The following is a 24,301-nucleotide window of genomic DNA, read 5'->3' as shown; positions in this document are numbered from 1 at the left end:
GGCCTCCCCGGCCCGGCGAACGCCCCCGCGGGATTGTCGCAGCAACCGGTGCCGGGCGCAGGAGGGGCCTCGGGTGATCACGGGATGCGGCGCCGTGCCCCGCATGGTCCATTGAGCCCATGGACGCGGACCAGGACCTGCGATCGACGGTCGACGCACTGATGGACGGGAGCGAGGTGATCGTGGAGGTGTGCACGCCGGTCGAGGCGCGGCACGGCGGAGAGTTCGGCGGCACCGGCACGGATGCCCCGAGCGCGGACCGCGCCGCGTCCGCGCTCGTGCCGTACGCCCGCGCCGAGCTGACCCTCCGCCTCCATCCGCAGCAGGATCCGGGGGAGGCGCAGGGCGCGCTCGTCGCCCATTCGGAGGCACCGCGGCCCTTCGGAATTCCGCTCCCCGCCGCCCCGGGCGACACCGCCCTCGGCTTCGAGCCCGCGACCGGCGGTCCTGCCCACCGCGCCGCGCTCACCGCACTGGGCGAGGGCTGTGGCGCGGAGCCCGACTTCGCGGCGGGCGGCGGCTCGGACAGCATGTGCGCGCTGCACGCCCCGACCGAACGCGTCCTCTTCTCCGAGCTGCGCGGCGGGGGACTCGCCGAGGCGGCGTTCCTGCGGGAGTACGCGGCGGCGTTCGGGGGTGAGTCATGACGACGAGCCCGCCTGCTGGACAGTCACCCCCAGCGCCGCCACCTCAAGTGCCGCCCCCGGAGCCTCCGTTCGAGGACCCAGGGCCGTCGTCCAGGGCCGGGGGATTCCGCTTCCCGAGCGCGCTGACGATCCTCGCGATCGTCACGGTGGCCGTGTGGTTCCTGGCGTTCGTCGTTCCGTCCGGCGCGTACGACCGCAACGCCGACGGGGCGCCCGTCAAGGGCACCTACCACCGGGTCGACAACGGCCAGAGCTTCGTGGACCGTCTGAACGACCTGTTCCTCTCGCCGGTCAACGGCCTGTACGGCATCCAGGACGCCAAATCCGGCCGGGTGGGCCCCACCATGGCCGGCGAACTGTACGGCAGCGCCGGGGTGTTCCTCTTCGTGCTGGCCATCGGCGCGTTCATCACGGTGGTCTTCGCGACGGGCGCGCTCGACCGCGGCATCGGCCTCCTCGCCCACCGCCTGCGCGAGCGCGGCGCGCTGCTCATCGCGGGCGTGATGACGGTGTTCTCGGTGCTCGGCACGGTCGAGGGCTTCGCCGAGGAGACCCTCGGCTTCTACGGCCTGATCGTGCCGCTGATGCTGGCGCTCGGCTACGACCGGCTGGTCGCGACCGGCACGATCATCGTGGGCGCGGGCATCGGCGTGCTGTGCTCGACGGTCAACCCCTTCGCGACGGGCGTCGCCTCCTCGGCCGCCGGAATCTCCCTGGGCGACGGCATCGTCCTGCGCTTCGTGATGTGGGTGGTCCTGACGGCGGTGTCGATCCTGTACGTGGTCCGCTACGGGCGGCGCGTCCAGCGGGACCCGTCGACCTCCCTGACGGGCTTCCTGCCGGGGGACCTGGAACACCGGGAGGCGGAGGTACGTTCGGCGGACGGGGCGGCCGGGCCGACCGAGGAGTCTCCCCGGGCCGAGCCCCCGGAGCTGACCCGGACCCACAAACTGGTCCTGGCCCTCCTCACCCTCGTCTTCGCCTTCATGATCTTCTCGGTGGTGCCGTGGTCCAGCGCCCTGACGGGCAAGGCCGACGCCACCCCGTACGGCTGGGAACTGGGCTGGTCCTTCCCGCAGTTGGCGGCCCTGTTCCTGGTGGCCGCGGTCCTGGTGGGCGTAGCGGCACGCCTCGGCGAGGCCGAACTGAGCGCGACGATCATCCAGGGCGCCGCCGACTTCATCTCCCCGGCGCTGGTCATCGTGCTCGCCCGGGGCGTGACGGTGATCATGAACAACTCGCAGATCACGGACACGGTGCTGCACTCGATCGAGGGCGTCGTGAAGGGCGCCCCGTCCGCCCTGTTCGCCGTGCTCGTCTTCGTGGTGAACCTCCCCCTGGCCTTCCTCATCCCCTCGACCTCGGGCCACGCCACCCTCGCGATGCCGATCCTGGCCCCCCTGGCCGACTTCGCGGGCGTCTCCCGGGCGGTGGTGGTGACGGCTTGGCAGGCGGCGAGCGGATGGATGAACCTGTGGGTCCCGACGACCGCCGTCACGATCGGCGGCGTGGCCCTGGCGAAGGTCGGCTACAACAAGTACCTCCGCTTCGTGACCCCGCTGCTCGGCATCCTGTTCGTGCTGATCTGCGCGTTCGTGGCGGTGGGAGCGGCGTTCACCTAGCAGCGGCGTTCCCACGGCAATGGCTCCGCCCCCGGTGCTGTGCGGTACCGGGGGCGGAGCCAGGGGACAACTGCCGGGGCTAGCCGACCAGTTGGTCGTAGGCCGGGAGGGTCAGGAAGTCGGCGTAGTCGGCGTCCAGGGAGACCTTCAGGAGGAGGTCGTGGGCCTGCTGCCACTTGCCGGCCGCGAAGGCCTCCTCGCCGATCTCGGCGCGGATCGCCGCGAGCTCCTCGGCCGCGACCTTGCGGGCGAGCTCGGCCGTGGCCTTCACGGCTTTTCCGTCGTGCTCGAAGACAACCCCCGCGTTGATCCACTGCCAGATCTGCGAGCGCGAGATCTCGGCGGTGGCCGCGTCCTCCATCAGGTTGAAGATGGCGACCGCGCCGAGGCCGCGCAGCCACGCCTCGATGTAGCGGATGCCGACCTGGACGGCGGAGACCAGGCCCGCGTACGTGGGCCTGGCGTCGAGGGAGTCGATGGCGATCAGGTCGCCGGGGGCGACGGACACGTCCTCGCGCAGCCGGTCCTTCTGGTTCGGCTTGTCGCCGAGGACCGCGTCGAAGGAGGCCATCGCGATCGGGACCAGGTCGGGGTGGGCCACCCACGAGCCGTCGAAGCCGTCGCCCGCCTCGCGGTCCTTGTCGGCCTTGACCTTCTCGAAGGCGACCTTGTTCACCTCGGCGTCCCGGCGCGAGGGGATGAACGCGGCCATGCCGCCGATCGCGTGGGCGCCGCGCTTGTGGCAGGTGCGCACCAGGAGCTCGGTGTACGCCCGCATGAACGGGGCCGTCATCGTCACCGCGTTGCGGTCCGGCAGCACGAACTTCGAGCCGCCGTCCCGGAAGTTCTTCACGATGGAGAAGAGGTAGTCCCAGCGACCCGCGTTCAGACCGGCCGCGTGGTCCTTGAGCTCGAAGAGGATCTCTTCCATCTCGTACGCGGCCGTGATCGTCTCGATCAGGACGGTGGCGCGGACGGTCCCCTGCGGGATGCCCACGTAGTCCTGCGCGAAGACGAAGATGTCGTTCCAGAGGCGGGCCTCCAGGTACGACTCCGTCTTCGGGAGGTAGAAGTACGGGCCCTTGCCGAGGTCGATCAGGCGCTGCGCGTTGTGGAAGAAGTACAGGCCGAAGTCGACGAGCGCACCGGGGACCGGGCGGCCGTCGAACTGGAGGTGGCGCTCCTCCAGGTGCCAGCCGCGCGGGCGCATGACCACCGTCGCGAGCTGGTCGGCGTCCTTCAGGGCGTAGGACTTGCCCGACTTGGCGTCGGTGAAGTCGATGCGACGCTCGTAGGCGTCGATCAGGTTGAGCTGGCCAAGGACGACGTTCTCCCAGGTGGGGGCCGAGGCGTCCTCGAAGTCGGCGAGCCAGACCTTCGCGCCCGAGTTCAGGGCGTTGATGGTCATCTTGCGGTCGGTCGGACCGGTGATCTCCACACGGCGGTCGTTCAGCGCGGCCGGGGCCGGCGCGACCTTCCAGTCGGCCGCGCGGATCTCGGCGGTCTCGGGGCGGAAGTCGAGGGTGGAGGTGCGGGCGATCTCGGCGCGGCGGTCCTGGCGGCGGGTGAGGAGCTCGTCACGGCGGGCCGTGAAGTTCCGGTGCAGCTCGGCCACGAAGGCGAGGGCCGCGTCGGTGAGTACCTCGTCCTGCCGGGGCAGGGGCTCGGCATCGACGATGGCCAGCGGGGACGGCGCTGGTGCGGACATGAGCTGTCACTCCTTCGCGGGCGGTGCCCTGACGGCCGCCGGGTCGCCATGAATGGCACTCAGTGCCAGGGCTCCGAGGTACGACTGCGGGCGCCGGTTGATCTGACGGGCGCTTCTGAACAGTGGATACTAGTTTCCTCATAGTGGAAGTTCAATGGTTTGTTGATGTCGAGATTCTCCGGGTCGACAGACCATGGCGCTGGGTGCCACCCCGTTCACTCCATGCTGTCCCGGCCGTTTCCCGGGTGCTTCGTGTACTCCAGGTCTACTGGAGGCGGCCGAGGTCCGCCTCCGTGTCGATGTCGTACGGCTCCGCGATGTCCCCGCACTCGACGAGCGCGATCTCCGCCTCGTGGGCCTTCAGATAGGCGCGCGCCCCCCGGTCGCCCGTGGCGCTCGCCGCGATGTCCGCCCAGCGGTCCGCGCCGAAAAGGACCGGATGGCCCCGCTTTCCGTCGTACGAAGCCGCCGCGAGCGAATCGCCCGAACGGTGGGCGGCGAGCACCCGGGCCACCGCTTCTGGGCCGATGCCGGGCTGGTCGACGAGCGAGACGAGGGCGGCCCCCGACGCCTCGTCCGATGCGGTCAGCGCCTCCAGCCCTGCCCGGAGGGAGGAGCCCATGCCCTGAGCCCAGTCCGGGTTGTCGACGAGCACGCAGCCCGCCAGGTCCGCGCGCGCCCGTACCTCCTCGGCCGCGGCGCCGAGCACCACGTACACCGTGCGGCAGCCGCCCTCGCGCAGGACCCGGACCGCGTTCTCGACGAGCGGGCGGCCGCGGTGCGGGAGCAGGGCCTTGGGGCGGCCGCCGAGCCGCCGCCCGCCGCCCGCCGCGAGCAGCAGTCCCGTGACCCCTGCCGCATTTGTCGGTGGTTGCGTCATGCCCCCACATATACCCAATGCTTCTGTCGAATTCCGTCCGCGCAGTGGCGCACGGCACACCGGATGGCGTTAACTGGCCCGCGAATCCCGGCAGTTGACCTTCGCTGCACGGGTTTTTGACACCTGCACAAGGACGTGCGTGGGGGAGGACTCTTGTTACGAAGCGTGGAGCAGAGGGCCGTGGCCGGCAGTGGTGAGGACCCCAGAGTGAGCGAGTTGCGGGCGGCCGTGTCCCGGCTGCGCCGGGAGCTGGCCGGTCATCCGGCGGAGTTTCCCGACCGGGCCGTGGCCGAGGACGAGCTGGCGGCGCTTGACGCGATGGCCATCAGCGGCGTCCCGGAGGTGCCGCGCCTTCGCCGCTCGCTGCTGCTGATCGCGGGCTCGATCGGCTCGGTCAGCGCGCTGGCGGGCGCCGTCACAGACGTACGGAAAGCGGTCGAGTTGTTCGGCGGGCCGCCGGGCCGGTACTGATCACCTGGAGGTTGTTCTGTGGCGGCTCGGCCTGAACTCCCCCAAATTCAGGCCGGGTTCACGCCACCCAGTGCGGCCGGTTCTGCTCGCCCGTGACAGCGGGCAGGCCCGCGTCCAGGGTCGCGGCAAGCCGACGGACCGCCTCGTCCGTCCGCTGCGGCTCGTGGACGAAAGGAATGCGCAGACGGTGTTCGTGCGTGCCCGGATCGGCGGCGAAGCGCGAACCCGGCTGGATGTTCACACCGTGGTCCAGGGCCGCCTGGGCCAGCGCTCCCGCGATCGGGCGGCCGAGGTCGACCCAGAGGCTGAGCCCGCCGACCGGCACCTGCCAGCGCCACTCCGGGAGATGACGGGTCAGCGAATCGGCCAGCGCGTCGCGCCGCTCGCGCAGTTCGGGCAGCCGCCTGGCCAGGACGTCGTCCATGCCGGGCAGCAGCGTCTTGGCGAGCACCTGGTCGACGAGCGAGGGCGCCAGATCCACATGGATGCGCAGCGCGGCCAGCTCGTTGACGAGCCGGGAGCCCGCCCGCACCCAGCCGATGCGCAGCCCGCCCCAGTGGGTCTTGCTGAGCGAGCCGACCGTGACGATCTGCTCGGACTCGCCCTGGTGGGCCAGTGACACGAACGGTGCCGGGGCCGGTCCCTCCAGGGACATCTCGGCCATGGTCTCGTCGATGAGCAGCCAGGTGCCCGTCGCCCGGGCCGCGCGAAGGAGCCGGGTCCGCTGCTCGGCGCTCATCAGCGCGCCGGTCGGATTCTGGAAGTCCGGGATGAGGTAGGCGAGCCGGGGCGCGGTCTGGCGCAGGGTGCATTCGAGGAGCTCGATGTCCCAGCCGTCCTCGGTCACCGGTACGGGAGTGATCCGCAGCCCGGTGTGGCGCACCGCGTCCAGGGCGTTGGGGTAGGAGGGGCTCTCGACCAGGGCCCGGTCGCCGGGGCGGCCGAGGAGGTTCACCACCAGGGACACCGCGGACTGGGCGCCGGTGGTGATCAGGATCTGCTCGGGCAGGGTGGGCAGTCCGCGCCGGGTGTAGCGCTCGGCGACGGCGGCCCGCAGCTCGGGCAGGCCGAGCGGGTGGTAGCCGTTGGTGGCGGCGTGGCAGGCCAATTCGGGCCCGGCCAGCTCGAAGGCGGCGGCCAGCTCGGCGGCCGGGGCGCACGGCGAGGCCATCGCCAGGTCGATGACGCCGTCCGGCGCCTGGTACCGGGCCACATTGGCCGGGGTCGCGCCCTCGGGCAGCTCGGTCCAGGTGCCCGAGCCGCGCCGGCTCAGCGCGTACCCGCCCTCGCGCAGCAGGTCGTACGCGGCCGTGATGGTGGCCCGGCTCACCTCCAGGGCGGTGGCCAGTTCGCGCTCGGCGGGCAGCCGGGTGTGCAGTGGGATGCGACCGTCGAGCAGCAGGGTGCGCACTCCCTGGGCGAGGGCGCGGTAACCGGGGTGCGGGCCCGTGATGGCGGTGACCTGGGCGGCCAGCTGGCGGCTGCCGAGCGTGCGCGCGGTACTGCTGACGGTGTCCACGGAGCGGACCACCCGCATGCCTGCCATACCAACCTCCATGAATTGGCCCTGCCTTCCAGGCCAATCAGCGTACAGACTCGGGCCCTGTCAGCGCATTGGCCTGGATGGCCGAGGAGGGTGAGTTGTCATGGAACGCGATGTGGCGGTCACGGACCGGTTCGAGCGGGAGATGCAGCGGCGGAGCGAGGAAGGCCCCAGAGGGATCTCGCGCGTCTGGTTCCGCGGGCTGCGGCTGCGCAAGGGGCGCGCGAAGTGACCCGGGGGCGGGTGGTCGTGGGCGTCAGCGGTTCGCTGGGCAGCCTCGCGGCGCTGCGGGCCGCGGTCGACGCGGCCCGTAACAGCGGTCGCGCTCTGGTCGCGGTGACCGCGTGGGAGCCGCCGGAGGGCGAGATCCTCTACGCGCGCAATCCGGACAGCGCGTGGGCCGCGTACCACGAAGGTCTGGCGCGCCGGATGCTCGACCGGGCCGTCGAGGAGGCGCTCGGCGCACTGCCCGAGGATGTGGCCGCGCGGAAACTGGTCGTACGCGGCAGGGCCGGGCGGGTCCTGTGCGCGCTCGCGGAGCGGCCCGACGACCTGCTGGTCATCGGCGCGCGGCCCGGCGTGCGGCGCGCTCCGGTACGTCGCTACCTACAGCAGCACGCGCGCAGCGCCGTCCTCACCGCCCCGGCGCCGCACCTGTCCAGGCACACGGTGCGGGCCCTGCGGCACGCCCGGGCCGAGGACTTCGCCCTGCACGGGTGAACAGAGCCGGGGCCGGGCCGTACGGGGGACGGCCCGGCCCCACCGGGCCGTCCCGTCCGTGTCGTGCCGAGGAGAGGCCGGCGGCACGCAGGAACCCGGGGCGCCCGGACCCTGCTTGCCATCGGTGGCCGCCAGGGGACGGGAGCGTTCAGCCCGGCTGGCGGATCAGACGGCGCGCGCTCGCGGCGGCGACCGCCGCCGTGCGCGAGTCCACTCCCAACTTGGCGTAGATATGGACGAGATGGGACTTGACGGTGGCCTGGCTGAGGAACAGCTGCTTGCTGATCTGCTGGTTGGAGAGCCCGTCGCCGACGAGTTGCAGCACCTCCAGCTCGCGCCGGGTCAGCGCCTCGGCGGGTGTGCGCATCCGGTCCATCAGCCGGTGCGCCACGGCAGGGGCGAGCGCCGACCGGCCCGAGGCCGCGGTGCGCACCGCCGCCGCGAGCTCCTCGGGCGGGGCGTCCTTCAGCAGATAGCCCGCCGCGCCCGCCTCCACCGCCGCGAGGATGTCCGCGTCGGTGTCGTACGTCGTGAGCACCAGGACGCGCGGGGCGCCCGGCCGCGCCGTGATCTTCGCGGTCGCCTCGGCGCCGTGCATCCCGGCCCCGAACTGGAGGTCCATCAGGACGACGTCGTACGCGTCCGACGACGCGAGCTCCACCGCGCGCTCGGCGGTCGCGGCCTCCCCGGCCACCGAGAAGTCCGGCTCGGTGTCGAGGACCGCGCGCAGCCCGGCCCGCACGATGGGGTGGTCGTCGGCAAGGAGCAGCCTGATGGGTGCCGCGTTCACCGGGCACCCGCCACGGGCAGCGGCAGCGTGATCGCGACGGCGGTGCCCTGGCCCGGCGCCGACTCCACGCTCAGGGTGCCGCCGAGCGACTTGGCGCGCGAGCGCATGGCTGGAAGGCCGAAGCCGCCGGTCCCCTCCTTCGGCCGCCGCTTCGCCGGGTCGAACCCGCGCCCATCGTCGACGACGTCCAGGGCCACCGAGGTGTCCATGAAACTGAGCGTGATCTCGGCGCGCCCTGCACCGGCGTGCTGCACGGTGTTGGCGAGCGCCGACTGCGCGATGCGCAGCAGCGCCACCTCGTACGGCGTCGGCAGCTCGACCGGGGTGCCGCTCACGCCGAACTGCACGGCCGGTCCCGGCGCCGCCGCGCAGAGCCGCTCCAGGGCGCCGGACAGCGAGCCGTGCTCCAGGTCCGGCGGGGTCAGCGCCTTCACGAACCGGCGCGCCTCGGCCAGGTTGTCCTGGGCCGCCCGCCGGGCCTGCTCGACATGTTCGCGGGCCGGATCTCCGGCGGGCAGCGCGCGCTCGGCCGCGCGCAGCAGCAGCTGGATCGAGGAGAGGCCCTGGGCCAGCGTGTCGTGGATCTCGCGGGCCAGGCGCTCCCGCTCGGCAAGCGTGCCGGCCGTGCGCTCGGCCTCGGCGAGCTCGGCCCGCGTCGCCACCAGCTCGTCGATCAGCTCGCGGCGCCGCTCGCTCTCGCGGTACAGCGCGTCGTACCCGAGCACGGTCGCGACGGCGACCGCCGCCCCCAGCAGCGGCCCTATGAAGGCACCCGGCGTGACCTGCTGCCCGTGCAGCACGAAACTCGCGATGGCCGCGCCCGCCGTCGCGAGCACGGCGGGCAGCGCCCACCGCAGCGGCAGCAGGTGGAGCAGGAGGAAGTAGAGCGGGAAGGCGGCCCACAGCGCCTCGGGGGAGAGGACGAGCAGCGCAAGCCAGGACGCGCCGAGCGCCCCGAGCCACACCGCGGCCGCCGACGTCCCCGGACGCACCGCGGGCAGGGCGACGCCCGCCGCGTACACCGCAGCCATCAGGACGACCGCCGCCACGACGACCCCCGCGTGCGGCGCGCCGTCGCCGACGGCCCGTACCGCGGCGAGCGCGAGCAGCCCGCCGAGCAGTGCGTGCAGACACAGGCGCAGCAGGGCGGCGACGGGGGTGTGGGGGCGTGCGGAATCCATAGGCCTTCCAGCGTACGGGTGAGGCGGGCGGCCCCGGTCAACCGAAAGTTTGATGTGCGGATGCATCCTTCGATACGGGGAAGCATGCCCGCGCGCGATGTGGCGCCGGGCCCTGGCCGGAAGGCTTGACCCATGTTCGTCGCATGGAGAGACCTCCGGTTCGCCAAGGGCCGGTTCGCGCTGATGGGTACGGTCGTGGTGCTCATCACCCTGCTGGTGGGGCTGCTGTCCGGACTCACGGCCGGCCTTGCCCGGGACAACACCTCGGCCGTCAGTGCCCTGCCCGCCGACCGGCTCGCCTTCGCCGCACCGCCGTCCGGGCAATCGGTGTCGTTCACCAACTCCGTTGTGCCGAGCGGGAGTTGGCACAAGTGGCGCCAGGCGCCGGGGGTGAAGGAGGCCCAGCCCATCGGCGTCTCCACGCTGAACGCCAAGGCGGCCGCCCGCACGGCCGCGGTCTCCTCGTTCGCGGTGCCGCCCGGCTCGGACCTCGCCCCGGCCGCGGTACGCGCCGGATCCGTCGTCCTCTCGCACGGCGCCGCCAAGGACCTGGCCGCGAAAGCGGGCGACACGGTGACCCTTGGCGGGAAGCGGCTGACCGTGTCGGCGGTGGCGGGCGAGGACTCCTACAGCCACACCCCCGTCGCCTGGACGGCGCTCGCCGACGACGCACCCGCCACGGTCGTCGCACTCACCCTCGACGACGGCGCGGACCTCGCGGCCACCGACAAGGAACTCGGCACCAAGAGCCTGACGCTCTCCGACGCGCTCTCGGCGCTGCCCTCGTACAAGGCCGAGAACGGCTCGCTCCAGCTGATGCGCGGCTTCCTCTTCGTCATCTCGGCGCTGGTCGTCGGCGCGTTCTTCACCGTGTGGACGATCCAGCGCAGCGGCGACATCGCCGTACTGAAGGCGCTCGGGGCCTCGACGCCCTACCTCCTCAAGGACGCGCTCGGCCAGGCCGTCGTGATGCTCACGGTCGGCACGCTCGTGGGCACCGGGCTCGCCTCGCTCGCCGGAGGGCTCGTCGGCGGCGCGGTGCCCTTCGTGCTCGACCTCACCACGACACTCGGTCCGGCCGCCGTCCTGATCGTCCTCGGCGTGATCGGCGCCGCCCTGTCCATCCGGCGCATCACCGCCGTCGACCCGCTGACCGCGCTCGGGAGTGCCCGATGACTGCCTCGACCCTGCTCCTCGACGACATCACGCTGACCTACCCCGACGGCGAAGGCCGCCTCACCGCCCTCGACGCGGTCTCGCTCTCGGTGGACGCGGGCACGGTGACGGCCTGCGTCGGGCCTTCCGGATCCGGCAAGTCCAGCCTGCTCGCGGTCGCCGCGACCCTGGTCACCCCGGACAGCGGACGCGTCGAAGTGGCCGGCACCGACACCGGCGCGCTCGGCCCGGCCGAGAAGGCGGCGCTGCGCCGCGACTCCATCGGCATCGTCTTCCAGCAGCCCAATCTGCTGCCCTCGCTCACGGCCGCCGAACAGCTCCAGGTGATGGCCCACCTCGCGGGCCGCGGGCCGCGCGAGGCGCGCGGGCGCGCCCTGGAACTGCTGGCCGCCGTCGGCCTCGCCACCGAGGCCCACCGCCGCCCGCACCAGCTCTCCGGCGGCCAGCGCCAGCGGGTCAACATCGCCCGCGCCCTCATGAACGACCCCGCCGTACTCCTGGTCGACGAGCCCACCAGCGCCCTCGACCACGAGCGGGGCGCCGCGATACTCGACCTCCTGCTCACCCTCACCCGCGACCGCGGCACGGCCACCGTGCTGGTCACCCACGACCACGCCCACCTGGAGCGCATGGACGCCGTGGTGACCATGGCCGACGGGCGCCTGAGCGCGGCGCGCGCGGTGGCGGGCTGAGCACCCGGGAACCACGGCGCGGCACAACATTGGCCGGCGCATGGGCTGCTCCATACCGCCCGTGCGCCGGAGGTTCACCTCCCCGGCCACAGCGGTACACAGCGCGCCACTACTCATGAGGCGCACCCCCCCACCCCGGTTCCACCAACGTCAGGGGATACCTGTGAACCGCCCGCTCCTCCGGCTGGCCGCCACGTTCGGCGCCGCCGGCGCGCTCGCCGGAACGACCGTGCTGCACGCCGACGCGACCCCGGCGCGCCCGCACCGAGCCGCCGCCCAGCACGTCCTGCTCATCTCCGTGGACGGACTGCACCAGGCCGACCTCGACCGGTACACCGCCGAGCACCCGCAGTCCGTGCTGGCCCGGCTCGCGCACGGCGGCGTGCAGTACACGCACGCGAGCACCACCACGCCCTCGGACTCCTTCCCCGGCATGACCGCGCAGGTCACCGGCGGCGGCCCGGGCACCACCGGGGTCTACTACGACGACTCCTACGACCGCAGCCTCCTCCCGGCCGGCACCACCGACTGCAAGAACGCCAAGGCGGGCGCCGAGGTCGACCTCACCGAGGACCTCGACAAGGACAAGTCGTCCCTCGACGCGGGCCAGGGCCTGACCGGGCTGCCCGGCAGCATCCTGAACATGACGGGCCACCCCGCCACCCTGCTCAACCCGGCCGCGCTGCCCGTCGACCCGAAGACCTGCAAGCCGGTCGCGCCGCACTCCTACCTGCGCGTCAACACCGTCTTCGACGTGGCCCGCCAGGCGGGGCTGCGCACCGCCTGGTCGGACAAGCACGCCGCGTACGACATCCTCGCCGGGCCCTCGGGCAACGGCATCCAGGACCTGTTCACGCCCGAGATCAACTCCGACGCCATCGGCTACCCCAAGGGCACCGACTGGACCAAGGACAACAAGGCCACCCAGCAGTACGACCACTACAAGGTCCAGGCCGTCCGCAACGAGATCGACGGCTACGACCACAGCCGCAGCCACCGCACGGGAACCCCGGCGGTCTTCGGCCTCAACTTCCAGTCCGTGTCGACCGCGCAGAAGCTGCCCGCCTCCGACGGCCTCAAGGGCGGCTACGCGGCCAAGGGCGTCCCCGGGCCGCTGGTCGAGAAGAGCATCGGCTTCGTCGACTCCGAGCTCGGCTCGCTGGTCGCCGAGCTCAAGGCCCGCCACCTCGACACGAGCACCACGATCGTCCTGTCCGCCAAGCACGGCCAGTCGCCGACCGACCCGGCCGCGCTGACCCGTATCGACGACGCGCCGCTGCTCGCGGGCCTCGACGCGGCCTGGAAGAAGGCCCACCCGGGCGCGGGCGACCTCGTCGCGCACTCTGCGGACGACGACGGCGTGATGCTGTGGCTCACCGACCACTCGCAGGCCGCCGCCGACTTCGCCAAGGCCTACCTGCTCGCCCAGCACGGCACCGGCACCGACATCGACGCCAAGCCGAAGGCCTTCACGGCGAGCGGCTTGACCAGGGCGTACGCGGGCAAGGAGGCGGCTCGCTACTTCGGCGTGCCGGCCGGCGACGCCCGGGTCCCCGACGTCTTCGGCATCGCCCAGAACGGTGTGGTCTACACCGGCGGCACCAAGAAGATCGCCGAGCACGGCGGAGCCAACGCCGACGACCTCGACGTCCCGCTGGTCGTCTCCGGCGCGGGCACCCCGGCCGGGGTGCGCGAGGAGGGCCGCGTCCACACCACGCAGATAGCGCCCACCATCCTGGCCCTGCTCGGCCTGGACCCGCAGGACCTGCAGGCCGTACGGCGCGAGCACACCCGCGTGCTGCCCGTGCGCTGAAAACGCCGGTGGGCCCCTGCCGTCCGGCAGGGGCCCACCGGGTGGGGCTCAGGCCTGCGCGCCCGTGTTCGCCAGCGCCGTCGAGAGTTCCTGGGCGATGCCCTGGAGGATCGGGACGATCCGGTCCGTGGCCGCCTCGGTGACCCGGCCGGCCGGGCCGGAGATCGAAATGGCCGCCGCGGTGGGCGAGTTGGGCACCGACACCGCGAGGCAGCGCACTCCTATTTCCTGCTCGTTGTCGTCCACCGCGTACCCGGCGCGCCGCACCTGCTCGAGGGCGTCGAGGAAACCGTCCGCCGTGGTGATCGTCTTCTCCGTCGCGGCCGGCATGCCGGTGCGGGCGAGCAGCGCGCGGACCTCGTCGGGCGGGGTGTGCGCGAGCAGCGCCTTGCCCACGCCCGTGGAGTGCGGCAGCACGCGGCGGCCGACCTCGGTGAACATCCGCATCGAGTGCTTGGAGGGCACCTGCGCCACGTACACGATCTCGTCGCCGTCGAGCAGCGCCATGTTCGCGGTCTCACCGGTCTCCTCGACCAGGCGCGTCAGATACGGCCGCGCCCACGTGCCGAGCAGACGCGACGCCGACTCGCCGAGGCGGATCAGACGGGGGCCGAGCGCATAGCGCCGGTTGGCCTGCTGGCGTACGTAGCCGCAGGCCACCAGCGTGCGCATCAGACGGTGGATGGTCGGAAGGGGAAGGCCGCTGCTCGCGGAGAGCTCGCTGAGGCCGACCTCTCCCCCGGCGTCGGCCATCCGCTCGAGGAGATCGAAGGCGCGCTCAAGAGACTGGACTCCTCCACTGGCGGCAGGGGTCTTGGAGGCGTCGGTGGTGCTGGCGCTTGACGTCGGCACGGCGCGTTCCTTTCGGTACTGGCAGGCGAAGGAGCAGACTATCGGGCGGTTGTCCGGCCTACCCTGGACAGGTCGGGTGTCCTTGCCGGTCAGAGCGGGTTTGTCCGTTCGTTCGCGGCACCCCGTGGCGATATCTACATTTTGCTTGGCGAAATTCTAATTCCATTCTGTGGAAACCTCCAAGACTCGCGTCCGTGTCGGCCGTCACTCGTCGGCCACTCTTGACGGCTTCGTCGGCGGCGGCGCAAACTCCTTCAACAGATCGTTGAATTCCGGTGTACGGAAAAACTGGTACACGAAAATCCGCTGGGAAGTGAGGGGCTCGGGTGTCCGACGTCAACCTGGTACTGCGCTCGACGCGCGTCATCACCCCCGAGGGGACGCGCCCGGCGACCGTCGCCGTCGCCGACGGGAAGATCGCGGACGTACTGCCGTACGAGGCCGAGGTCCCGGCCGGCGCGCGCCTGGAGGACTTCGGTGACGACGTGCTGCTGCCCGGCATCGTCGACACCCATGTGCATGTGAACGACCCCGGCCGCACCGAGTGGGAGGGCTTCTGGACGGCCACCCGCGCGGCCGCCGCCGGAGGCATCACCACCCTCGTCGACATGCCGCTCAACTCGCTGCCGCCGACCACCACGGTCGAGAACCTGCGGGTCAAGCAGGAGGTCGCCGCGAGCAAGGCGCACGTCGACACCGGCTTCTGGGGCGGCGCGCTGCCCGACAACGTCAAGGACCTGGGCCCCCTGCACGAGGCCGGCGTCTTCGGCTTCAAGGCGTTCCTCTCGCCCTCCGGCGTCGAGGAGTTCCCCGAGCTCGACCAGAAGCAGCTGGAGCGCTCGCTCGCCGAGATCGCCGGCTTCGACGGCTTGATGATCATCCACGCCGAGGACCCGCACGAGCTCGACGCCGCCCCGCACCTGACAGGGCCCAAGTACGCCGACTACCTGGCGACCCGGCCGCGCGTCTCGGAGAACACCGCGATCGAGGGCCTGATCGACGCGGCCAGGCGCATCGGCGCCCGCGTCCACGTCCTGCACCTGTCCTCCTCGGACGCGCTGCCCCTGATCGCCGCCGCCAAGCGCGAGGGCGTCAAGCTCACCGTCGAGACCTGTCCGCACTACCTCACGCTCACCGCCGAGGAAGTCCCGGACGGGGCGAGCGAGTTCAAGTGCTGCCCGCCGATCCGCGAGGACGCCAACCGCGACCTGCTGTGGGACGCGCTGGCCGACGGCACCATCGACTGCATCGTCACCGACCACTCGCCCTCCACGGCCGACCTCAAGACCGCCGACTTCGCCACCGCCTGGGGCGGCATCTCCGGTCTCCAGCTCAGCCTCCCCGCCGTCTGGACCGAGGCCCGCAAGCGCGGCTACACCCTGGAGGACGTCGTCCGCTGGATGTCGACCGCGACCGCGAACCTGGTGGGGCTGACCCAGAAGGGCGCCATCGAGGCCGGCCGCGACGCCGACTTCGCGGTGCTCGCCCCCGACGAGACCTTCACCGTGGACCCGGCCGAACTCCAGCACCGCAACCGCGTCACCGCCTACGCCGGCAAGACGCTGCACGGTGTCGTCAAGTCGACCTGGCTGCGCGGCGAGCGCATCCAGCACGACGGCGTCATCGCCGAGCCCACCGGCCGCCTGCTCGAAAGGAACAACTGACACCGTGAGCACCCTTCCCTCCTTCACCGGTGACGCCAGCCCCTTCGGCGGCGGCGACCCGTACGCCGACTACCGCACCGCGGACTTCGGCTTCACCCAGTACGCCGACCTGGCCGACCGGCGCCTCGGCGCGGGCGTGATCGCCGCCAACGACGAGTTCTTCGCCGAGCGCGAGAACCTGCTCAAGCCCGAGGCCGCCGAGTTCGACCCCGAGCACTTCGGGCACAAGGGCAAGATCATGGACGGCTGGGAGACCCGGCGCCGCCGCGGCGTCTCGGCCGCGCAGCCGCACCCCACCGACGACGACCACGACTGGGCGCTCATCCGCCTCGGCGCGCCCGGTGTGATCCGCGGCATCGTCGTCGACACCGCCCACTTCCGCGGCAACTACCCGCAGGCCGTCTCGGTCGAGGCCACCTCGGTGGCGGGCTCCCCCTCTCCCGAGGAACTGCTCGCCCCGGACGTGAAGTGGGTAACTCTCGTACCCCGTACGGCAGTTGGCGGCCATGCGGCCAACGGCTTCGCGGTGGACGTCGAGCAGCGCTTCACCCACCTGCGCCTCAACCAGCACCCCGACGGCGGCGTGGCCCGCCTGCGTGTCCACGGCGAGGTCGCCCCCGACCCGCGCTGGCTGGCCACCCTCGGCACCTTCGACCTCGCGGCCCTGGAGAACGGCGGCCAGGTCGAGGACGCCTCCGACCGCTTCTACTCGCCCGCCACCAACACCATCCAGCCGGGCCGCTCCCGCAAGATGGACGACGGCTGGGAGACCCGGCGCCGCCGCGACAAGGGCAACGACTGGATCCGCTACCAGCTGGCCGCCCAGTCCGAGATCCGCGCGATCGAGATCGACACGGCGTACCTGAAGGGCAACTCGGCGGGCTGGGCGGCGCTCTCGGTCCGCGACGGCGAGTCGGGCGAGTGGGCCGAGGTGCTGCCCCGCACGCGCCTGCAGCCCGACACCAACCACCGCTTCGTCCTGGACACCCCCGCCGTGGGCACCCACGTGCGGATCGACATCTTCCCCGACGGCGGCATCTCGCGCCTGCGCCTCTTCGGCTCCCTGACCGCCGAAGGCTCGGCCCGGCTCACCGCCCGCCACCAGGAACTGGGCGGCTGACCCGGCCCGTTCCCCCGAGAACAGGGCGGCACGACACCCGCCCGCAGCCGCGAGGCACCCCGGCCCGACAGCACCGGGGTGCCTCGCGTTCTTGTGCCCGCACGCTAGGCCGCGTATCCGCCGTCCACCGACAGCTCCGCGCCCGTCACATACGCCGCGTCGTCACCCGCGAGGTACGCCACCATCGAGGCGACCTCGTCGGCCGTCCCGTACCGCCCGAGCGAGGTCATCGCCGCCTGGCCGGCCGCGGACGGCCCGTCCGCCGGGTTCATGTCGGTGTCGATGGGGCCCGGGTGGATGACCGTGGCGTTGATCCCGCGCCCCCCGAGCTCCCGCGCCAGCGCCTTGGTGAGGCCGATGAGCGCGGCCTTGCTCGTCCCGTACAGCGTTCCGCCGGGACCCGGCACCAGCTGGGTCATACAGGAACCGATCGTGATGATGCGGCCGCCGCGCGGCAGAAGGGCCGCCGCGGCCTGGGAGGCGAGGAAGACACCGCGTACGTTCACCGCGAGCACCTGGTCGACATCGGCCGGGCTCAGCTGGTCGAGCGGGGCGAGCACGCCCACGCCCGCGTTGTTGACCAGGACGTCGAGCCCGCCGAAGGCCTCGGCCGCCCGCTCGACCGCGCCGGCCGCATCCGCCGGCTCGCCGAGATCCGCACGAAGCGCGAGCCCGCGCCGGCCCATCGCCTCGATCTTCGCGACGACCTCGCGGGCCGCCTCCTCGCCCTGGACGTAGGTGAGGGCGACATCGGCACCTTGCTCGGCGAGCCGCAGCGCGGTGGCTGCCCCGATGCCCCGGCTGCCACCCGTGACCAGGGCCTTCTTGCCGTTGAGCGCGTTCATGGTGAGGTCCTTTTCTTCGGATTTCCTTGAACCGTGTGTGGTTGCGTGTTCAAGCAAAGCCCTCGCGCGGCCCCCACGCTGGCGGGCTTCGGACACCGAGTCCGCAGGAGCGGCATCTGCCCCTCCGTGTCGTACCTTGACCACCGGCACCACCACCCCCGCACGCCACAGGAGACCGGCCGTGACCCTTCAGCAAGAGATCGTCGGCAACGCCATGCAGATGGCCGTCGTGAACCTCACCCCTGGCCAGACCGTCTACTGCGAGGCCGGGAAGTTCCTCTTCAAGACCGCCAACGTGTCGATGGAGACCCGTCTTTCCGGCCCCGACAGGGGCGGCCGCGACCAGGCCGGCCAGGGCGGCGGGGGCATGGGCGGCATGCTGCGCCAGGCCATGGGCACCGCGATGCAGGTCGGCCAGCGCGCCCTCGCCGGTGAATCGCTCGCCTTCCAGTACTTCACCTCCACCGGAGGCGAGGGCACGGTCGGCTTCGCGGGCGTGCTGCCCGGCGAGATGCGCGCCCTCGAACTCACCGGAAACCGCGCCTGGTTCGCCGAGAAGGACGCCTTCGTGGCCGCCGAGTCCACCGTCGACTTCGGCATCGCCTTCCAGGGCGGACGCACCGGAATGAGCGGCGGCGAGGGCTTCATCCTGGAGAAGTTCACCGGCACCGGCACCGTGATCATCTGTGGCGCGGGCAACTTCATCGACCTCAACCCGGCCGACTTCGGCGGCCGCATCGAGGTCGACACCGGCTGCATCGTCGCCTTCGAGGAGGGCATCCAGTACGGGGTGCAGCGCATCGGCGGCCTCAACCGCCAGGGCCTGATGAACGCCGTCTTCGGCGGCGAGGGCCTCTCGCTCGCCACCCTGGAGGGCAACGGCCGCGTCATCCTCCAGTCCCTCACCATCGAAGGCCTGGCCAACGCCCTGAAGAAGGCCCAGGGCGGCGACAAGCAGGGCCCCACGGGCGGCCTCTTCTCCACCCACGCCGGATGACGCGCGGCGCAGGGCGATGAGTTCCGGGGGGGCGTCGACGCGTTCCTGCTCGGCAGGCGCACCTGTCAACGGCTACCGTCCCACCGGCCGTCCCCAGTACGGGAGTTTCGACCTCATCGACGTGTGAGAGCCGGTGTGCGAAACCGCCCTTCCGGGGTCGATCACGTACGGGTACGGTGATCGTTCCCCGTGCGAGCCGCCGACGTCTCCACACCCCCGCACCGTCTGGAGACCGGGCCCGTGTCGTCGATCGCCGTACCCTCCGCAGGCCTCGCCCCGCGCCGCGCCTGGCTCACCGACCTGCCGGTCCTCCTGGTGGCCGTCGTCTGGGGCGCCAGCTACCTCGCCGCCAAGGACATCACCACCGCGCACACCGTGACCGCCGTCCTGGTGCTGCGCTTCGGGCTCGTCGTGCCGGTCCTGGTGGCCGCCGGATGGCGCGGCCTGCGTGCGCTGACCGCCGCCCAGTGGCGCGGCGCGGGACTGCTCGGCCTCGTCCTCAGCGGGATCTTCCTCCTGGAGACATACGGCGTCGTGCACACCTCGGCCACCAACGCCGGGCTCATCATCAGCCTCACCATGATCTTCACCCCGCTCGCGGAGGCCGCCGTCACCAGGGTTCGCCCGCCGCGCGCCTTCCTCGCGGCGGCCGCGCTCTCGGTGGCGGGCGTCGTCCTGCTGACCCAGGGCGGCGGCTTCACAACGCCCTCGGCGGGCGACCTCCTGATGCTGCTCGCCGCCCTCGCCCGTACCGCGCACGTCCTGTTCATGGCCCGCGTCAAGGCGGTCCAGGACGCCGACTCGCTGTCGCTGACCACCGTCCAACTGGGCGGCGCCGTAGCGGTGTTCGCGGTCCTGGCCGCCGCGCCCGGCACGGCGGACGCGCCGTGGACGGTGGCCGCCGGCTTCGGCGTCCGCGAGTGGAGCGGGCTGCTGTTCCTGTCCGTGTTCTGCACGCTGTTCGCGTTCTTCGTGCAGATGTGGGCGGTCCGCCGCACCTCCCCGTCCCGCGTGAGCCTGCTGCTCGGCACCGAGCCGCTGTGGGCGGCGGCCGCCGGCATCGCGCTCGGCGGCGAACGCCTGGGCGCACTCGCCCTGTTGGGCGCAATCCTGGTCCTCGCGGGCACCGGCTGGGGGCGCCGGGCCGCGGCCTGACTACTTCTTCGCGGCCCGCTCCGACGCGATCAGCGCCGCCACGCCCGCCACCGCCAGCACGATGCTCGCGAACACCTCGTGGCCCTCAAGCGCATCGGGGCGGTGCACCAGCGTCCACAGGCTGAACCACCCGGTCCACTCGTGCACCAGGCCACCGACGCCCTGGAGCAGCAGCAGGAACCCGGCGACCTCCAGAAACTTCCTCATGCCCCGAGCCTGCGCCGTCCGGCCGGGCCACCGCGTCGGCCGTCGGGACACCGCCCCCGCGCCCAAAGTCTGTGTCCGTACGACTTTGGTAGCGTCCCGCGCCCACATCACGCCGCGGGCCCGCCGGGCTGCGTAACTTTGTCGACATGACACGAGCCGGACCCGAGTTCCGCTGGCTGCTGCCCTCGGCGGTGGCCGACCCCGAGCTGCCCGGCGACCGGGTCCGGCCGCGGCGCACCGTACGCGACTGGGTCGTCGACATCTGCGCCTTCCTCGCCGCCGCCCTCATCGGCATGCTCACGGCCGACGCTCTCGGCAGGACGCCCGGCCACTCCGACACCGTCCTGCTCCTCGACCAGCTGGTGGGCGCCGCGGCCTGCTGCGCGGTGTGGCTGCGGCGGCGCCGGCCGGTGGGGCTCGCGGCGGTGCTCGCCGTGGTGTCGGTCGTCGCGCCGGTCGCCTCGGGCGGATTCCTGGTCGCCCTGTTCAGCCTCGCCGTGCACCGGCCGTTCAAGCCCGCCGTGCTGGTGGTGGGCACCCTCGCCGTGGCGAGCTCGCTGCTCCAGCCCGTGGTCCGCCCCGACCCGACCACCAGCTTCCTCACCAACGCCGTCGTGGGCACCGTCCTGATCCTGCTGGTCACCGGCTGGGGCATGCTCGTCCGCTCCCGGCGCCAGCTCGTCCTCGCGCTGCGCGAACGGGCCGCCCGAGCCGAGGCCGAGGCGGCGCTGCGGGCCGAGAACGCGCAGCGGCTCGCCCGCGAGGCCATCGCCCGCGAGATGCACGACGTGCTCGCCCACCGGCTCACCCTGCTCTCCGTGCACGCGGGCGCCCTCGAATTCCGCCCCGACGCACCGCCCGCCCAGGTCGCCCGCGCCGCCGGCGTCATCCGGGACAGCGCACACGAGGCGCTCCAGGACCTGCGCCAGATCATCGGGGTCCTGCGCAGCCCCGGCGAGGGCGCCGACGACCGGCCCCAGCCCACCCTCGCCACCCTCGACGCGCTCGTCGCCGAATCCCGCGCGGCCGGGATGAAGGTCGCCCTGGACAGCCGCATCCCGGACGCGGCGGGCGTCCCGGCCGCCACCGGGCGCAACGCGTACCGCATCGCCCAGGAGGCGCTCACCAACGCCCGCAAACACGCGCCCGGCGCCGAGGCCACTGTCACCGTGACCGGCCGCCCCGGCGAGGGACTCACCGTCGAGGTCCGCAACCCCGCGCCCCCGGGACCCGTACCCGAGGTCCCCGGATCGGGGCAGGGGCTCATCGGCCTCACCGAACGCGCCACCCTGGCCGGCGGCCGGCTCGACCATGGGCGCGGGCCCGACGGCGGGTTCTCGGTCGTCGCCTGGCTACCGTGGCCCTCATGACCATCCGCCTGCTCATCGTCGACGACGACCCCCTGGTCCGCGCCGGACTCACCTTCATGCTCGGCGGAGCGGAGGACATCGAGATCGTCGGCGAGGCGGCCGACGGCTCCGGGGTCGGGCAACTGGCCCGGGAACTGCGCCCGGACGTCGTCCTCATGGACATCCGCATGCCCCACGTCGACGGCCTCACCGCCACCGAGACGCTGCGCGCCCGCCCCGACGCGCCCGAGGTGATCGTCCTGACCACCTTCCACGCCGACGAACAGGTGTTGCGGGCGCTGCGGGCCGGAGCCGCCGGGTTCGTCCTCAAGGACACCCCGCCCGCCGAGATCGTCGCCGCCGTACGCCAGGTCGCCAACGGCGATCCGGTCCTGTCCCCGGCCGTCATGCGGCAGTTGATGACCCAGGTGTCGTCCGCGGCACCCGGCGACCGGGCGGCCCGCGCCCGAGCGCGCATCGCGCAACTCGCGGAGCGCGAACGCGAGGTCGCCGTCGCCGTCGGCCGGGGCTTCTCCAACGCCGAGATCTCCGCCCGCCTGTATCTGAGCGTGCCCACCGTGAAGACCCACGTATCCCGCGTCCTGGCCAAGCTCGACCTCAACAACCGCGTCCAGATCGCCCTGTTGGTGCACGATGCCGGACTGCTCGACCGCCCGGACGCGACGTAGGCTGAGAAGAACCGAGCGGAGGGCGGGGACATGAAGGTCATCGATCTGGGGGAGTACGGCGAGGAGTTCACCGCCGACCCCCATCCGGTCTACACCAAGCTGCGGGCCGAAGGCCCCGCGCATCTCGTGCGCATCCCCGAGGGCGGCGAGGTGTGGCTGATCGTCGGGCACGAGGAGGGCCGGGCCGCGCTCGCCGACCCCCGCCTGTCCAAGGACTGGCGGAGCAACGGCGACTGGGAGTACGGCGCGCTGCCGGCCAGCGCCAACATGCTGGAGACCGATCCGCCGCAGCACACCCGGCTGCGCAAGCTGGTGGCGCGGGAGTTCACCCCGCGCCGCATCGACGAGCTCCGGCCGCGCGTCCAGGAGATCACCGACGGCCTGCTCGACACCATGCTGGCCGCTCCCGGCCGCACCGCCGACCTGGTCGACTCGCTCGCCTTCCCGCTGCCCATGACGGTGATCTGCGAGCTCCTCGGGGTGTCCGACCTCGACCAGGAGGCCTTCCGGGTGCTGTCCAACGCGGCCGTCGCGCCCGCCGCGGACGACGGCAAGAACACGGCCGTGCGCGAGATGGGCGAGTACCTCATCGAGCTGATCGAGGACAAGCGCTCCTCCCGCCCCGGCGACGACCTGCTGAGCGCCCTGATCCGGGCGCGTGACGAGGACGGCGACCAGCTGTCCCCGGACGAGCTCATCGGCATGGCCTTCCTGCTGCTCGTCGCGGGCCACGAGACGACGGTCAACCTGATCTCCAACGGCATACGCGTCCTGCTGGGGCACCCCGGTCAACTGGCCGCGCTGCGCGCCGACTTCGACGGGCTCATCGACAACGCGGTGGAGGAGATGCTCCGCTACGAGGGCCCGGTCGAGACCGCCACCTACCGTTTCGCCAAGGAGCCCCTCCTGGTCGGCGAGGTGCTCATCCCGGCGGGCGCCCCTGTCCTGGTCTCCCTCGCCTCTGCGGGACGTGACCCGCACCGCCACCCCGACCCGGACCGCTTCGACATCCTCCGCGCACCGCAGGGCCACCTCGCGTTCGGCCACGGCATCCACTTCTGTCTCGGTGCCCCGCTGGCCCGCATGGAGGGCCGGATCGCGGTCCGCACCCTCCTGGAGCGCGCCCCCGGCCTCCAACTAGCGGCGGAAGCAGGGGAGTTGGAGTGGCTGCCGGGCATGCTCATCCGGGGCGTGCGCCACCTGCCGGTGCGCTGGTGATGCACACGCGTCGGTGACTCACACCTTGCGCGCGGCCGCCGCCCGCCTGCGGTGCTCGCCGCGCAGCACGAGTGAGGGCCACTCGTCCCCGTACGCCCCGCAGGCGCAGACCGACCACAGCGACCACTGCTGCGGCACCGAGTAGTACGGCACGAGCACCCTGGCCGTCCGCAGTCGCGACAGCTTCACCGGAACGAGCGCGGGCAGCACGTCAGGCGTCTGGCCGGCCAGAATCGCGCGGCGGCAGGACGGGCAGGCCGGGCGCCGGTCGGCCGCCGCCTCGCGCGGTCCGGTGCGGCGCCGCGCCTTCTGGCGGTGCTGCTTGCGGACGGGGGAGTGGGTGTCCTCGGCCGCCGTGTGCAGCGGGTTGTAGAAGCAGCGCCGGGCGGCCTTGGGTACCGGCTGCCCGGCCGCCCGGGCGTGGACCGCCGCGAACCGTTCGAGCGCTCGGTCGGCGAGCACCGCCGCGGCCGCGAGATCCGGCAGATCGGACGCCTCGTCGAGCAGCTTGCCCGCGGCCTGGAACGCGTCGAAGGCCCAGGCGCAGTCGCCCTCGGCCTGCGAGTCGGCCCCGGAGTTGTCCGCCAACCGGTTTGTTCGAAGCGGCAGTTCGGCCGTCCGCAGCACGTCGCCCACCGCCGTCACCCGCGCCGACACCAGCCGGTCGAGCCGTTCGCGGGCCGTGGTCCACTCGTCGAGGACCAGCTGCTGCTCCTTCGACAGCTCCCCGGGCCGCTGCACGGGCACGGCGGGGCGCAGCCTCTCCATGAACCACCAACGCCTCAGCACCCTTGCCTCCCTCGCTCCGACCAGGGTAGAAGCCTCATAAGCTACTGGAGAGTCAGGGTGTGGCCGATCACTCGACGAGAGGTGCGGGGCATGGGGGGACCCGATCTCGGATCGGCCCGTCCGCTGCGACCTGTTCACCCGGGACGGCGACGGCGGGGAAAAGCTGTGCGCGG

24 protein-coding genes are annotated in these 24,301 nt (G+C 72.5%); 15 read left to right on the top strand and 9 right to left on the bottom strand.

Going from position 1 to position 24,301, the window contains the following annotated elements:
• The first annotated feature begins 119 nt into the window (after positions 1-119).
• Positions 120-647, top strand: a complete 528-nt coding sequence (locus IE206_RS22170; RefSeq protein WP_189964677.1) for a hypothetical protein — start codon at positions 120-122, stop codon at positions 645-647.
• Positions 644-2,269 carry a YfcC family protein gene (locus IE206_RS22165; protein ID WP_189964676.1) on the top strand — a complete coding sequence of 542 codons (1,626 nt, stop codon included), beginning with the start codon at positions 644-646 and terminating at the stop codon, positions 2,267-2,269. The genes IE206_RS22170 and IE206_RS22165 overlap by 4 nt, the downstream gene beginning before the upstream one ends.
• Positions 2,270-2,348: 79 nt before the next feature.
• Here IE206_RS22165 and aceB read toward each other — a convergent pair whose 3' ends face one another.
• Together aceB and IE206_RS22155 are read right to left on the bottom strand one after the other, a co-directional pair.
• A complete protein-coding gene (gene aceB, locus IE206_RS22160) occupies positions 2,349-3,977 on the bottom strand; it encodes a malate synthase A (protein WP_189964674.1) in 1,629 nt (542 codons plus the stop codon).
• A 265-nt stretch (positions 3,978-4,242) separates the two neighbouring features.
• Positions 4,243-4,857: a nucleotidyltransferase family protein gene (locus tag IE206_RS22155; protein ID WP_189964672.1), complete on the bottom strand. Its 615-nt coding sequence runs from the start codon at positions 4,855-4,857 to the stop codon at positions 4,243-4,245.
• Between the two features lie 153 nt (positions 4,858-5,010).
• On the opposite strand from IE206_RS22155, the gene IE206_RS22150 reads away from it, so the two are divergent.
• The gene (locus tag IE206_RS22150) at positions 5,011-5,328 is read left to right on the top strand and encodes a DUF5955 family protein (protein WP_189964670.1); all 318 of its coding nucleotides are present in this window, start codon (positions 5,011-5,013) and stop codon (positions 5,326-5,328) included.
• Positions 5,329-5,386: 58 nt separating this feature from the next.
• Here IE206_RS22150 and yczR read toward each other — a convergent pair whose 3' ends face one another.
• Positions 5,387-6,874 (bottom strand): MocR-like transcription factor YczR, encoded by a 1,488-nt coding sequence (gene yczR, locus IE206_RS22145; protein WP_189964668.1) that lies wholly within the window; start codon positions 6,872-6,874, stop codon positions 5,387-5,389.
• A 100-nt stretch (positions 6,875-6,974) separates the two neighbouring features.
• On the opposite strand from yczR, the gene IE206_RS43205 reads away from it, so the two are divergent.
• On the top strand, positions 6,975-7,103 hold the full coding sequence (locus tag IE206_RS43205) for a hypothetical protein (protein WP_264198712.1): 129 nt from the start codon (positions 6,975-6,977) through the stop codon (positions 7,101-7,103).
• Positions 7,100-7,591, top strand: coding sequence for a universal stress protein (locus IE206_RS22140; RefSeq protein ID WP_189964666.1), 492 nt, complete (start codon positions 7,100-7,102; stop codon positions 7,589-7,591). The genes IE206_RS43205 and IE206_RS22140 overlap by 4 nt, the downstream gene beginning before the upstream one ends.
• 148 nt (positions 7,592-7,739) lie before the next feature.
• Here IE206_RS22140 and IE206_RS22135 read toward each other — a convergent pair whose 3' ends face one another.
• Positions 7,740-8,381: a response regulator gene (locus IE206_RS22135; RefSeq protein WP_189964664.1), complete on the bottom strand. Its 642-nt coding sequence runs from the start codon at positions 8,379-8,381 to the stop codon at positions 7,740-7,742.
• Entirely contained in the window at positions 8,378-9,562 is a 1,185-nt protein-coding gene (locus IE206_RS22130) for a sensor histidine kinase (RefSeq protein ID WP_189964662.1), read from the bottom strand. Before IE206_RS22130 ends, IE206_RS22135 begins: the two co-directional genes overlap by 4 nt.
• Positions 9,563-9,694: 132 nt before the next feature.
• On the opposite strand from IE206_RS22130, the gene IE206_RS22125 reads away from it, so the two are divergent.
• The 3 genes from IE206_RS22125 to IE206_RS22115 all read left to right on the top strand — a co-directional run bounded on the left by IE206_RS22125 (position 9,695) and on the right by IE206_RS22115 (position 13,243).
• On the top strand, positions 9,695-10,738 hold the full coding sequence (locus IE206_RS22125; RefSeq protein WP_189964659.1) for an ABC transporter permease: 1,044 nt from the start codon (positions 9,695-9,697) through the stop codon (positions 10,736-10,738).
• A complete protein-coding gene (locus IE206_RS22120) occupies positions 10,735-11,430 on the top strand; it encodes an ABC transporter ATP-binding protein (protein ID WP_189964657.1) in 696 nt (231 codons plus the stop codon). Before IE206_RS22125 ends, IE206_RS22120 begins: the two co-directional genes overlap by 4 nt.
• A gap of 163 nt (positions 11,431-11,593) precedes the next feature.
• Positions 11,594-13,243: an alkaline phosphatase family protein gene (locus IE206_RS22115; protein WP_226599749.1), complete on the top strand. Its 1,650-nt coding sequence runs from the start codon at positions 11,594-11,596 to the stop codon at positions 13,241-13,243.
• A 48-nt stretch (positions 13,244-13,291) separates the two neighbouring features.
• Here the strand turns inward: IE206_RS22115 and IE206_RS22110 are convergent, their stop codons facing one another.
• The gene (locus IE206_RS22110; protein WP_189964653.1) at positions 13,292-14,095 is read right to left on the bottom strand and encodes an IclR family transcriptional regulator; all 804 of its coding nucleotides are present in this window, start codon (positions 14,093-14,095) and stop codon (positions 13,292-13,294) included.
• 326 nt (positions 14,096-14,421) lie between these two features.
• Between IE206_RS22110 and allB the strand changes: the two genes are divergently transcribed.
• Positions 14,422-15,759, top strand: coding sequence for an allantoinase AllB (allB, locus tag IE206_RS22105; protein WP_189964651.1), 1,338 nt, complete (start codon positions 14,422-14,424; stop codon positions 15,757-15,759).
• A gap of 4 nt (positions 15,760-15,763) precedes the next feature.
• A complete protein-coding gene (alc, locus tag IE206_RS22100) occupies positions 15,764-16,879 on the top strand; it encodes an allantoicase (RefSeq protein WP_189964649.1) in 1,116 nt (371 codons plus the stop codon).
• A 104-nt stretch (positions 16,880-16,983) separates the two neighbouring features.
• Here alc and IE206_RS22095 read toward each other — a convergent pair whose 3' ends face one another.
• Positions 16,984-17,724: an SDR family NAD(P)-dependent oxidoreductase gene (locus tag IE206_RS22095; RefSeq protein ID WP_189964647.1), complete on the bottom strand. Its 741-nt coding sequence runs from the start codon at positions 17,722-17,724 to the stop codon at positions 16,984-16,986.
• A gap of 181 nt (positions 17,725-17,905) precedes the next feature.
• Here IE206_RS22095 and IE206_RS22090 point away from each other — a divergent pair, with 181 nt between their 5' ends.
• Positions 17,906-18,721 (top strand): AIM24 family protein, encoded by an 816-nt coding sequence (locus tag IE206_RS22090; RefSeq protein ID WP_189964645.1) that lies wholly within the window; start codon positions 17,906-17,908, stop codon positions 18,719-18,721.
• A 240-nt stretch (positions 18,722-18,961) separates the two neighbouring features.
• Positions 18,962-19,876, top strand: coding sequence for a DMT family transporter (locus IE206_RS22085; protein ID WP_189964938.1), 915 nt, complete (start codon positions 18,962-18,964; stop codon positions 19,874-19,876).
• Here IE206_RS22085 and IE206_RS22080 read toward each other — a convergent pair whose 3' ends face one another.
• On the bottom strand, positions 19,877-20,083 hold the full coding sequence (locus IE206_RS22080) for a hypothetical protein (RefSeq protein ID WP_189964643.1): 207 nt from the start codon (positions 20,081-20,083) through the stop codon (positions 19,877-19,879).
• Positions 20,084-20,229: 146 nt separating this feature from the next.
• Between IE206_RS22080 and IE206_RS22075 the strand changes: the two genes are divergently transcribed.
• The 3 genes from IE206_RS22075 to IE206_RS22065 are packed head-to-tail and all read left to right on the top strand — an operon-like array spanning position 20,230 to position 23,339.
• On the top strand, positions 20,230-21,453 hold the full coding sequence (locus tag IE206_RS22075) for a sensor histidine kinase (RefSeq protein ID WP_189964641.1): 1,224 nt from the start codon (positions 20,230-20,232) through the stop codon (positions 21,451-21,453).
• Positions 21,450-22,121, top strand: a complete 672-nt coding sequence (locus IE206_RS22070; protein ID WP_189964639.1) for a response regulator transcription factor — start codon at positions 21,450-21,452, stop codon at positions 22,119-22,121. The genes IE206_RS22075 and IE206_RS22070 overlap by 4 nt, the downstream gene beginning before the upstream one ends.
• Before the next feature lie 30 nt (positions 22,122-22,151).
• Positions 22,152-23,339 (top strand): cytochrome P450 family protein, encoded by a 1,188-nt coding sequence (locus IE206_RS22065; protein ID WP_189964638.1) that lies wholly within the window; start codon positions 22,152-22,154, stop codon positions 23,337-23,339.
• An 18-nt stretch (positions 23,340-23,357) separates the two neighbouring features.
• On the opposite strand, the gene IE206_RS22060 is transcribed toward IE206_RS22065, so the two are convergent.
• The gene (locus IE206_RS22060; protein WP_189964636.1) at positions 23,358-24,128 is read right to left on the bottom strand and encodes a hypothetical protein; all 771 of its coding nucleotides are present in this window, start codon (positions 24,126-24,128) and stop codon (positions 23,358-23,360) included.
• Positions 24,129-24,301 lie beyond the last annotated feature (173 nt).

The organism is Streptomyces violascens, assembly GCF_014649955.1.
In the GTDB taxonomy this organism is placed as follows: domain Bacteria; phylum Actinomycetota; class Actinomycetes; order Streptomycetales; family Streptomycetaceae; genus Streptomyces; species Streptomyces violascens.
The sequence above is the reverse complement of the archived record's forward strand: the minus strand, read 5'-3'. Positions and strand labels throughout refer to the sequence as shown.

Bases quoted from the DNA above. Each gene is read 5' to 3' on its own strand.
- IE206_RS22170 (WP_189964677.1), top strand. From the start codon at position 120: ATGGACGCGGACCAGGACCTGCGATCGACGGTCGACGCACTGATGGAC.
- IE206_RS22165 (WP_189964676.1), top strand. From the start codon at position 644: ATGACGACGAGCCCGCCTGCTGGACAGTCACCCCCAGCGCCGCCACCT.
- aceB (WP_189964674.1), bottom strand. From the start codon at position 3,977: ATGTCCGCACCAGCGCCGTCCCCGCTGGCCATCGTCGATGCCGAGCCC.
- IE206_RS22155 (WP_189964672.1), bottom strand. From the start codon at position 4,857: ATGACGCAACCACCGACAAATGCGGCAGGGGTCACGGGACTGCTGCTC.
- yczR (WP_189964668.1), bottom strand. From the start codon at position 6,874: ATGGCAGGCATGCGGGTGGTCCGCTCCGTGGACACCGTCAGCAGTACC.
- IE206_RS43205 (WP_264198712.1), top strand. From the start codon at position 6,975: ATGGAACGCGATGTGGCGGTCACGGACCGGTTCGAGCGGGAGATGCAG.
- IE206_RS22130 (WP_189964662.1), bottom strand. From the start codon at position 9,562: ATGGATTCCGCACGCCCCCACACCCCCGTCGCCGCCCTGCTGCGCCTG.
- IE206_RS22125 (WP_189964659.1), top strand. From the start codon at position 9,695: ATGTTCGTCGCATGGAGAGACCTCCGGTTCGCCAAGGGCCGGTTCGCG.
- IE206_RS22120 (WP_189964657.1), top strand. From the start codon at position 10,735: ATGACTGCCTCGACCCTGCTCCTCGACGACATCACGCTGACCTACCCC.
- IE206_RS22095 (WP_189964647.1), bottom strand. From the start codon at position 17,724: ATGAACGCGCTCAACGGCAAGAAGGCCCTGGTCACGGGTGGCAGCCGG.
- IE206_RS22080 (WP_189964643.1), bottom strand. From the start codon at position 20,083: ATGAGGAAGTTTCTGGAGGTCGCCGGGTTCCTGCTGCTGCTCCAGGGC.
- IE206_RS22075 (WP_189964641.1), top strand. From the start codon at position 20,230: ATGACACGAGCCGGACCCGAGTTCCGCTGGCTGCTGCCCTCGGCGGTG.
- IE206_RS22070 (WP_189964639.1), top strand. From the start codon at position 21,450: ATGACCATCCGCCTGCTCATCGTCGACGACGACCCCCTGGTCCGCGCC.
- IE206_RS22065 (WP_189964638.1), top strand. From the start codon at position 22,152: ATGAAGGTCATCGATCTGGGGGAGTACGGCGAGGAGTTCACCGCCGAC.